This is a genomic window from Coriobacteriia bacterium (assembly GCA_031292615.1).
GTDB lineage: Bacteria > Actinomycetota > Coriobacteriia > Anaerosomatales > JAAXUF01 > JARLGT01.
Genome location: JARLGT010000035.1, coordinates 1 through 9,731 on the forward strand (window position 1 = coordinate 1; position 9,731 = coordinate 9,731).

The 9,731-nt window shown below is 66.5% G+C and carries 12 protein-coding genes; 10 read left to right on the forward strand and 2 right to left on the reverse strand.

Going from position 1 to position 9,731, the window contains the following annotated elements; genetic code table 11:
* The 3 genes from P4L93_03270 to P4L93_03280 all read left to right on the forward strand — a co-directional run.
* A partial coding sequence (locus P4L93_03270) for a methylase (protein MDR3685969.1) occupies window positions 1–215 on the forward strand: 215 nt, incomplete at its 5' end.
* Window positions 216–217: 2 nt separating this feature from the next.
* On the forward strand, window positions 218–958 hold the full coding sequence (locus tag P4L93_03275; GenBank protein MDR3685970.1) for a DUF45 domain-containing protein: 741 nt from the start codon (window positions 218–220) through the stop codon (window positions 956–958).
* Window positions 951–1,892, forward strand: a complete 942-nt coding sequence (locus P4L93_03280; protein MDR3685971.1) for a YihY/virulence factor BrkB family protein — start codon at window positions 951–953, stop codon at window positions 1,890–1,892. Before P4L93_03275 ends, P4L93_03280 begins: the two co-directional genes overlap by 8 nt.
* On the opposite strand, the gene P4L93_03285 is transcribed toward P4L93_03280, so the two are convergent.
* The gene (locus tag P4L93_03285; protein MDR3685972.1) at window positions 1,889–3,091 is read right to left on the reverse strand and encodes an acetoin utilization protein AcuC; all 1,203 of its coding nucleotides are present in this window, start codon (window positions 3,089–3,091) and stop codon (window positions 1,889–1,891) included. The genes P4L93_03280 and P4L93_03285 overlap by 4 nt on opposite strands.
* Before the next feature lie 230 nt (window positions 3,092–3,321).
* On the opposite strand from P4L93_03285, the gene nifV reads away from it, so the two are divergent.
* From nifV to P4L93_03305, 4 genes are all read left to right on the forward strand, one after another.
* Window positions 3,322–4,473 (forward strand): homocitrate synthase, encoded by a 1,152-nt coding sequence (gene nifV / locus P4L93_03290; protein ID MDR3685973.1) that lies wholly within the window; start codon window positions 3,322–3,324, stop codon window positions 4,471–4,473.
* A 54-nt stretch (window positions 4,474–4,527) separates the two neighbouring features.
* Window positions 4,528–5,790 carry a 3-isopropylmalate dehydratase large subunit gene (locus P4L93_03295; protein MDR3685974.1) on the forward strand — a complete coding sequence of 421 codons (1,263 nt, stop codon included), beginning with the start codon at window positions 4,528–4,530 and terminating at the stop codon, window positions 5,788–5,790.
* 76 nt (window positions 5,791–5,866) lie between these two features.
* Complete coding sequence (locus P4L93_03300) at window positions 5,867–6,367, forward strand: 3-isopropylmalate dehydratase (protein MDR3685975.1); 501 nt, start codon at window positions 5,867–5,869, stop codon at window positions 6,365–6,367.
* A 157-nt stretch (window positions 6,368–6,524) separates the two neighbouring features.
* Window positions 6,525–6,941, forward strand: a complete 417-nt coding sequence (locus tag P4L93_03305; protein MDR3685976.1) for a hypothetical protein — start codon at window positions 6,525–6,527, stop codon at window positions 6,939–6,941.
* 14 nt (window positions 6,942–6,955) lie between these two features.
* Here P4L93_03305 and P4L93_03310 read toward each other — a convergent pair whose 3' ends face one another.
* Window positions 6,956–7,324 (reverse strand): hypothetical protein, encoded by a 369-nt coding sequence (locus P4L93_03310; GenBank protein ID MDR3685977.1) that lies wholly within the window; start codon window positions 7,322–7,324, stop codon window positions 6,956–6,958.
* Between the two features lie 182 nt (window positions 7,325–7,506).
* Here P4L93_03310 and P4L93_03315 point away from each other — a divergent pair, with 182 nt between their 5' ends.
* The 3 genes from P4L93_03315 to P4L93_03325 all read left to right on the forward strand — a co-directional run bounded on the left by P4L93_03315 (window position 7,507) and on the right by P4L93_03325 (window position 9,597).
* Window positions 7,507–7,953 carry a hypothetical protein gene (locus tag P4L93_03315; protein ID MDR3685978.1) on the forward strand — a complete coding sequence of 149 codons (447 nt, stop codon included), beginning with the start codon at window positions 7,507–7,509 and terminating at the stop codon, window positions 7,951–7,953.
* A 144-nt stretch (window positions 7,954–8,097) separates the two neighbouring features.
* Window positions 8,098–8,988 (forward strand): hypothetical protein, encoded by an 891-nt coding sequence (locus P4L93_03320; protein ID MDR3685979.1) that lies wholly within the window; start codon window positions 8,098–8,100, stop codon window positions 8,986–8,988.
* A 57-nt stretch (window positions 8,989–9,045) separates the two neighbouring features.
* Window positions 9,046–9,597 carry a hypothetical protein gene (locus P4L93_03325; protein MDR3685980.1) on the forward strand — a complete coding sequence of 184 codons (552 nt, stop codon included), beginning with the start codon at window positions 9,046–9,048 and terminating at the stop codon, window positions 9,595–9,597.
* Window positions 9,598–9,731: the final 134 nt, after the last annotated feature.

The following is a 9,731-nucleotide window of genomic DNA, read 5'->3' on the forward strand; positions in this document are numbered from 1 at the left end:
ACCACGCGGCTCTGATCGTCTCGCTTGCCGAGCTGCTCGCGGGCGATGGCCTGCTGGTCTTCTCGTGCAACCGTCGCAAGTTTGCGTTCGACGCGGAGACGTTGACCGGCGCGGGCTTGGCGTGCGAGGACGTCACCGCGCGCACCATCCCGGAGGACTTCAAGCGCAAGCCCGGCGTGCACACCTGCTGGACCGTGCGCCGCGCGAGGGCCTGACCGTGGCCGCGCACGAGTCGCCGGCAGCGCCGCCACTTCCCGCCTACAACGTCCGCGTAAGCTCGCGGGCGCGCCTCGTTCGCCTGACCGTGACACCCCGCGAGGGCCTCGTGGTCGTCGTTCCCAAGCGCTGGCGCGGCAACGCCGCTGATATCGTTGCGCTCAAACGCGAGTGGGCCGTCAACGCGCTGGAGCGCATCGCCGACGCCCGCGCGCTGCACGCTGCCGGCCCCGACGCGCTTCTGCCCGACCTGGTCGAGCTGCGGCTGGTGGGCGAGACGTGGCCGGTCGAGTACCGCGCTGGCGCCAAGCGCTCGGGCCGCACGCAGGCTCGCACGCGCGGCTCGGCGCTCGTGGTCGTTGGCGACGTCGGGGACGCCGACGCGTGCCTGGCCGTACTCGCGCGCTGGCTCGATCGCACGTCGCGCGAGTTGCTCCTGCCGATGCTGGCCGAGGTCGCCGCGGTGGCAGGCGTGGAGTACGCGAGCGCTCGCATCCGCCACCAGCGCACGCGCTGGGGCTCATGCTCGGCGCGCAAGACGATCTCGCTGAACCGCAGCCTCGTCTTCTTGCCCGAGGATCTCGTGCGCGCGCTGATGCTTCACGAGCTGGCGCACGTTGCCGTGCTGGACCACTCGGCGCGCTTCTGGAATCGTCTCGCTGCACTCGACCCCGACTTCGCCGAGCACCGCACCGCGCTTCGCGACGCCGCGCGTTTCGTCCCAGCGTGGGCCGATGCCTAGGCCCGGCGCCCCAGCCGAGAGCTTCGGCCGCCGAATCGTGCGCTGGGTGGTGGGAGCGACCGAGAGTTTCCTCGCCGACGACGTGCCGCGCATGGCCGCCGCGATGTCGTACTTCTTGCTGCTGGCGATCGCGCCGCTCGTGCTGCTCGTCAACGTGGTGTTCGGGGCGTTGGGTTTGGCGACGGCCGGATCGACAGGGGCGGCCACCATCGCCTCGGCGGGCGAGCTTGCGGCTCAGGGCTTCGCACAGGCGACCGCGTGGGCCGGCTCTTACGCTCCGTGGGCTGTCGCCGTACTCGTGATCGTTGGCGCGGTGAGCGTGTTCGGGCAGTTCGTCGATGCAGTCAACCGGATCTGGAAGACGCCACCAAACCGCACGCCGGTCCGCCAGTACCTGCGCCAGCGGGGCATGGCGCTCGCCCTTCTGGGGGTGGCCGCCGTTGCGCTCGTGGTGGCGCTGATCGTGAGCGGCATCGTCGGAATCGTGCTGAGCGTGGGTCTGGCCTACGCGCAAAGTCTCGGCGTGAATCTCCCACAGTGGAGCGCGAGTGGCTGGCTGCGCGCGCCGCTGGTGTTCGTCGCCTCGGCGTTGCTGTTCGCCGTTGCTTTTGTGGTAGCGCCCGACCGCGCCGTGCGATGGCGCGACGCGCTGCCCGGATCGCTGGTCACGGCCGTTGGGTTCCTCATCGGCGAGCAGGTGCTCTCGATCTATCTGGGCAGCACGCAGCGCTTCGTGGTGTTCGGCGCCTCGCAGTTCTTCGTGGGCCTGACCGTGTGGATCTACTACTCGGCGATCGTGGTGCTGTGGGGCGTGGAGTTCACGCGGATGATGGTGCTCGACGCCGAGTCCCGCCGAGGTGAGCGTGCCGAGTCGGCTGCGCCGTCGGCTCCGGAGCCGCCCGCGCCCGCTCCCGAGCCGCACGCTGGCCGCTAGCTCGCGTCGCGGAGCAGCGGGTGCGATGCTCGCAGCCGCATGATCGTGCGCTCGGTTTCGCCGAGCGGATCGCCGCCCCACTCGGCCTGCCCGGCGGCTGGCGGCTCCTCGAACGTACCGCGCGGGATGACCGCTTCTTCGCCCGTGACGCCGGCCCGCGCTGCAGCCTCGGCAGCGAGCAGCCGCCACGCATCGGGGAGCTCGGCTGGCGCGGGTACGCCGAGCAGCGCCGCAAGCGCGCACGCCCACACCCGCGGCACCGCCGAGAAGCTGTCGTAGCCGCCGCCTCCGGTGGCAGCGACTCGTCCGCCACACACCTCGTCGGCGAGCCGAATGAGGTTCTGCGCCGTACGGTACTGGCCAGCGACGGTGGTGGTCAGGTGGGCGAGCGGGTCGGAGGCGTGCGAGTCGGCGCCCAGCTGGATCACCATCACGTCGGGCACGAATGCTCGCACGGCCGGCGCGATGACCGATGCGAAGGCCCGACCGTACTCCACGTCGCCGGCGCCCGGAGCCAGCGGCAGGTTCACCGCGTATCCGACGCCCATGCCCCCGCCGATGTCGGTAGGGCGGCCGGTTCCCGGGAAGAGGTAGCGGCCGGACTCGTGGACCGAGACGGTGAGCACGTCGTCGTTGTCCCAAAACGCCGCCTCCACGCCGTCGCCGTGGTGCACGTCGACGTCGACGTAGGCCACGCGCGTGCCGGGGTGCTCGGCAAGCATGTGGCAGATCGCGACGGCGGGGTCGTTGTAGACGCAGAATCCCGAGGCGCGGTCGCGCTGGGCGTGGTGCAGGCCGCCAGCGGGGGAGAAGGCGCGCTGGCAGCGGCCCTCCACCACGTCGGCGAGCGCTCGGATTGTAGCCGCGCAGACCTCGGCAGCAGCCTCGTGCATGTGGGGGAAGGCCGGAGTGTCGCCCGGGCCGATCCCATAGCTGCCCTCCCAGTGCGCCGTATCGGCGCCGGCTTGGCGCACGGCGGCGATGTAAGCGGGAGTGTGGACCCGCAGCAGATCCTCATCGTCGATGGGGCCGGGGTCGACGAGCGACGCGCGGCCGGGTTGCTCGGCACCCGGCTCGGCGATCAAGCCCCACATGCGAGCGAGTTCGACCGCCAGCACGAAGCGGTCGGGTCGCAGCGGGTGATCGGCGGACAGCCGGTAGTCCGCGAGGTGAGGTGTGTATACAAGTTCGACCGTCATGCGGCCTCCCCGCTGTTTCGACTCGTAACTTATTCATCCCCATCCCTTACCTGACACGTGTGGAATGCTGAAGTACACTGTGCGTTCACGCTGTTGTGGTGTAGCGCCCCCACGAAGCGTTTGGAAGTGACTCTCCGGACCGCTCACCGCGGTTCGTGGACCCCCAAGAAACGAGGAGGTTCGCCCACTTGGAACACACGAAAATCTGGGAATTGCCGGTCGAGAGCTATCTGGGCAAGCGGCAAGTCAAGCTCGACGACACCACCCTTCGCGATGGCGAGCAGACCGCAGGCGTGGTCTTCACCAACGCCGAGAAGGTCCAGATCGCCAAGTACCTCGACGAGATCGGCGTCCAGCAGATCGAGGCGGGCATCCCTGTCATGGGCGGCGACGAGCGCGAGGTAATCGAAGAGATTGCGCATCTCGGCCTCAAGGCGTCGATCCTAGGCTGGAACCGCGCTAGCGTGGCCGACATCAAGACATCGATCGACTGCGGCGTCGACGCCGTAGCGATCTCGCTGGCAACCAGCGACATCCACATCGAGACCAAGCTCATGAAGGACCGCAAGTGGGTGCTGGACTCCATTCGCGAGGCCACTGCCTACGCGAAGTCCGAGGGCATGTACGTCTCGGTCAACGCCGAGGACGCGAGTCGCACTGAGTTCGGCTTCCTGCTCGAGTACGCCGCGGCCGCCAAGGCCGAGGGCGCCGACCGACTCCGCTTCTGCGACACGATCGGCATCATGGAGCCGCTGACCACGTACAAGGTGGTCAAGGAGCTGGTCGAGCAGACCGGCTTGGAAGTCGAGATGCACACGCACAACGATTTCGGAATGGCCGTGGCCAACGCGATCGCCGGCATCCACGGTGGCGCGACCTGGGTCAACGTCACCCTCGGCGGTCTGGGCGAGCGTGCCGGAAACGCCGCGCTCGAGCAGGTCGTCATGGCGCTGAAGTACATCGAGGGCATGGACATCGGCATCGAGACCGAGCGCTTCCGCGAGATCGTCGACTACACGATGATCGCCGCCGGTCGCACGGTCCCGGCGTGGAAGCCGGTCGTGGGAAGCAACATGTTCGCCCACGAGAGCGGCATCCACGTCGACGGCATCATCAAGAACCCTCGCACCTACGAGATCTTCTCGCCGGAGGAGGTGGGTCTGGTCCGCCAGATCGTGGTGGGCAAACACTCGGGCTCGCGCACCATCGAGCTCAAGTTCGCCGAGTACGGCATCGAGATCAGCCGCGACGAGGCCAACGCCATCCTTCCGGCCATTCGGCACATGAACGTCGAGATGCATCGCCCGCTGTTCGACAAGGAGATCGTCGAGATCTACAACGAGTACAAGGCGTCGAGCGCCTCAAGCCAGCTCGGCGAGTAGTAGGATCCACCTGCAGACGCACGACCCGACACGCACTCTAGGAGGCTGATTGCTCTGGCCGGCAAGACCATCGCCGAGAAGATCTTCTCGGCACACTCAGGGACTGACGCACACGCCGGTGACATCGTCATCGCCGATGTCGACTTCGTGATGGGCCAGGACGGCACGTCCCCGTTGGCCATCAAGGCGCTCGAGCGCATGGGCGTCGAGAAGGTCTTCGATCCCAAGAAGGTCGCGCTCGTGATGGACCACAGCTCGCCGAGCCCCATAGAGGGCGTGAGCGCGCTGCATACGATGATGCGCGAGTTCGGCGCCAAGACCGGTGCCACCGTCTACGACGTGGGCGAGGGCGTGTGCCACCAGCTCATTCCCGAGAAGGGCCACGTCGTCGCCGGCGACCTTATGGTGGGCTGCGACAGCCACACCTGCACGTACGGTGCGATCAACGTCTTTTCCACCGGCGTGGGCTCAACCGACGGTGCGGCCGCGATGGCCGGCGGCAAGCTGTGGTTCAAGGTGCCGGACTCGATGAAGGTCGTCTACAACGGCAAGCTTGCGCCCGGCGTCTTCTCAAAGGACCTCATCTTGTACCTCGCCGGCCAGATCGGCGCCGACGGAGCGACGTATGAGGCCATCGAGTTTGTGGGCCCGGTCATCGACGAGCTGTCGGTCGAAGCGCGCATGACGATGAGCAACATGGCCATCGAGGTGGGCGCCAAGGCTGGCCTGATGGATGCCGACGACAAGACGCTGGCCTGGTTCGACGGCCGGGGCGAGAAGGTGCCCGCACCGCAGAACGCCGACGCCGACGCCGTCTACAAGACGACGCTGACGTTTGACGCGAGCACCATCGGGCCGCAGATCGCCAAGCCGCACTCGGTGGATAATGTCAGCCCCATCGAAGAGGTCGAGGGCACGCCCATCGCCGAGGGCTTCTTGGGCACGTGCACCAACGGCCGCCTCGAGGACTTGGGCGTGGCAGCGAGCATCCTCAAAGGCCGCAAGGTTCACCCCGACGTGCGCTTCATCGTTGCGCCCGCCAGCCGCCAGGTGCTGTTGGACGCCATCGAGGCCGGCTACATCCAGACGCTGGTCGAGGCTGGTGCCGCGTTGGTCACCGCCGGTTGCGGGCCGTGCGTGGGCACCCACAACGGCGTGCCGAGCAACGGCGAGAACGTCATCTCGACGGCCAACCGCAACTTCAAGGGCCGCATGGGCAACTCCAACTCCTTCATCTACCTCGGCAGTCCGGCTACTGTGGCCGCATCGGTGATTGAGGGCAAGATCACGGACCCGCGCACGTACTTCGCCGAGTAGGGCGAGCGAAGGCGCGGCGCAACCCGCCAAGCCGACCCGACGACCAGACCGCCCCGAGCGACCAGGAGCGACACGCATGGAACTGCACGCCAAAGCCATCAAGTTCGGTGACGACATCAACACCGACTACATCATCAGCGGCAAGTACAAGTTCAAGAGTGCCGACATGGAGGCCATGGCCGTGCACGCCATGGAAGACGTCGACCCCGACTACTACGCCAAAGCCAAGCCGGATGGCGCCTTCCTGGTGGCCGGCAAGAACTTCGGCATGGGGTCGAGCCGCGAACAGGCGCCGCTGGTGCTGATCTACTCCAACACCCAGGCGGTGCTCGCCAAGAGCTTCGCGCGCATCTTCTACCGCAACGCGATCAACACGGGACTGCCGGTCATCGAGATCGACACCGACCTGATCGACGCCGGCGACGAGCTGTCCGTCGAGCTGGAGAGCGGTGTGGTCAAGAACCTGACCAAGGGCACCGAGATCCCGTTCCCACCGCTGCCACCGGTCATGGCGCAGCTGCTGGCCGATGGCGGACTCGCCGAGCACTTCAAGAAGCACGGCGGGTTCAACCTGTAGGGTGTCCGGCCGACGCCAGGCCGCGCCTACGAGGATGAAACGAACGTCGGCCGCTTCCCTCTCGGGGAGGCGGCTGCCTTTATTTGGGCGATAGCGGCGGGGTACATCCTCGATAGGACTGAGTCGTTCCGGGGGAGCGAGCGAGGGGCTTGTTCCCATGGCATACAAGCTGAGCTATCTCGAAGAGGACGACATCCTGTTCACCGAGTACGTTCCACCTGTCAGCCTGGAGGATTGCATCGAGGCGATGGGCGACAACCTCACGATGGCCGCGCAAACTGGAGCGCTGCGCCTGCTGGGCGACTGCCGAGCGTTGCTGGTATCGACCGGTGTCAGCGACGTGTACCAGCTGGGCGCGGTGCTCGATCAGCTGGGATTCGACCGACGGTCTCACGAAGCGCTCGTGGTCGTTGGCGGTCCGACGATCTCGGACGGGGAGTGCGAGCCGTTCTCCCGCGTCTGCTCGCCGCGGGGGGTGGTTGTGCGCCTCTTCGGCAGCATCGAAGAAGCCAGGGCATGGTTGCGGACTTGTCCGCGAAAGGCGCGCGTGAGGAGCCCGATGGATCGGCTGTGAGGTGCTGGTCGCAGCTAGTTCGCAGGGACGATGCCGACCAGGATCCAACCGCGCGCGCTCAACTGCAACGTCACTTGGACCGCAAGCGGATCGATCTGCTGATTTGCGGTGTTAGTCAGGACCAGAGGAAAGACCAGTTCAAACGGGGTGACGAACTGGGGCGGACTCGCAACTGCCACACCGATGTCATTCGGGCCGGGGCCGCCTAGTCGGTCGTACCACGATAGGTCCGCGAGGCCAGTCCCAGGCGCGGGTTCGTTGATCACAGTGGAAACCGCTGCCGCGCGCGCCGCGAACCATGCCGTGGCGAAGAACACGCCGACGACTAGGGCGACCAACAGCAGTACGAGGATGACAAGCAATCGAGTTCGACTTGGTGACACCGCGGTCTCCGGAGCTCTCGGATGTCGGCACAGTGAGCTTGCACAGACTGGATAACAATTTACCCACCGCAGCCATTTGAGCTCATCTCCAGCGCGTACGTGACTTCCTACACCCAATCGTCCACGCTGATATGTGCAGCAATCACAGACTGCACAGTTGTTGTTGGCCAGAACGGAGTCCCATGACCGTCGCCCTGCGCGCAATCCGCTTGCTGTTTGCGTTCGTCGCGGGGTTGGCCCTTGAGCTAGGTGCGCTGGTCACGGTGTGGAAGCCGGCTGACTTGGCGAGTCGGCCGCGCTGGGTCAGCTTCGTGCGTGGCGACCTGCCTGCTGTTGCCATAGACGGTCTGCTTGTCTTTGCACTGCTGGCGCTGATCCTCTGGGGTGAGTCGGCTCCGCTCATTCCCGTGGCGGCGTTCCTCCTCGGGTGCGGTCTCGTCCTAGCAGACGCGGCCCCCGCTTTCTTCCATGAGCTCCGGCACCCTGGCGCCGTCGGTCTTACCTTCGTGGCCGTTTCCTTGGTGCGTGCCCTCGTGCCGCCGATGATCGCTCTTGCCCTCTTGTCGTACAAACAGCGCCACCGACAGACGGTCCGTTCTGGATCTGCCGATCCCGTGCGTTCCGCCTGAACACGCTCGCCGTCTTGGCTAACATGCGCATCGAGCGGACGCCGCGAGCGCTATCCTAATGGAAGCGCCGGCGCCGCTCATGCGCGACACGTTGGGCGAACGGGGGAACCATTGCGGATCAGCCGCGAGTGTAGAGGTGCCGGGATGTCTCTCGTGTTGGCGGCTGCTTTCTTCCTGTTCTTCCAGCTCACGAAGCAGATTCCGGCGCTGGCGGCAGCCAATGCCTCGGCGAACGACCCATACGACGCGATCGGATCGTTCGGCATTCAAGCTGCGGCCGTCTTCGGGCTCCTCGCGGTCGGTCGCTGCTTCTGGTGGAGTCGTGCCGGCAGCAAGCTGTCGGAAAGACGGCGCTTGCTTCTAGTCAGGACCGGCGTGGCGTCAGTGCTGGCCGTCACCGTCACGCTAGCCGGTGACATCATGGCGATGGCGCGCCAGCCGGGCGTGGTGATCGGATCGTTGGCTGGTCGGGGATACGCGTTGTTGCTCGGCGGCATGGTCGCACTGGCGCTATGGGTGGGTCTGTACGTCGGGCTGGCATCAAAGGGCGTTGGAGGTCCGCTGAGCGCTCGGGCGTGGCTTCGGTCGGCTGCGTCGTCGCTCGTCTTTGTCGCGTTGCTGGCCGTCTACCCGGAGGTCCTGCGGACCAGCGTCGCTGGTGAGCTGTTCACAGTGCTCGTGGGGGTGGCGCTGCTGGTTGCGCCCATGAGGTTCCTGCTTCTGGCACTCGTGCCTGACCTGGCCTCGGCACCCAATGAGCCTGCCATCACTGGACGGGTCGTGCCGTCGTGGCTCCCATGGGTCGCCGTGTCGGTGGCTGGTATCGTCGTCGGTCTGCTGCTGGTCTCGGCTGAGATGTTCCATGATTCGGGTGGATCCACTCCGCCTGTCGCCCGGCTTCTTCTGGTGGCGTCGGTTTACGTGGGGCTGGAGGTGGCTGGCCTGTTGGTCGGCTACGCGATGCTGCGCGGACCTCTTGGTCTGGTGCCGCCGCCCAACAAGCGCATCGAGCGGACGCAGTCAGCGCTATCCTGACGAGAGCGCCGGAGCGCCGCTCATGCGCAACACGTTGGGCGTACGGGAAGGGGTACTGTGCGCAAACTTGCCTCGGGTGTCATCGGTCTGCTCGGCCTCTATGTGCTGGCCACGTCGCCCTACACGCTCTCGTTCGCCGCGCTGCTCGCCGCAAGCTATCTCGGATCCGGCCCTTCGTGGCACCATTGGCTCCGGCTCCTGGCCGCTGGGTTCATCGCCGTGGCGCCGTTCGTCCTGGCGTTCGGGTTCGGCCTGGCCATGGTGCTGTGGCGTGAGCGTCTCGCAGCCCGCTTGTTCAACGACTCGCCTCTGCCGGCGGACCTCGACGAACGAGCTCTGCTCACGGCGGCGGTCCGGATCCTCGGGCTCTGGATCCTCGTCAGCGCCGTCACCGGACTCCTGAACAGCGCGGGTTCTGCAGTAGTGACCGTCGTCAATGCGCTGCGCGGACAAGCCTCGTTCCGCGCAGCCATACTAGGGCCGCAGTTGGCCTCCTTGGCAGTGAGCACCATCACTCGTGTCGCGGAGATCGTGTTCGGTCTCCTCTTCGTGCTGCGCGGCAAGGCAGTCGCGACGTGGGCGCTCGGTCGGGAAGGCTCCGACGTGTGAGTTCAAGTCTGAAGTGCAACGCTTCGACCTCTGACGCTCCCGTCTACCAGGCTTGTACATAGCACTCCTCCGGGGTCTTGTAGCCCAGCCGCTTGCGGGGCCTTGAGTTGAGTTCGCGGGCGATCCGGTCGCAG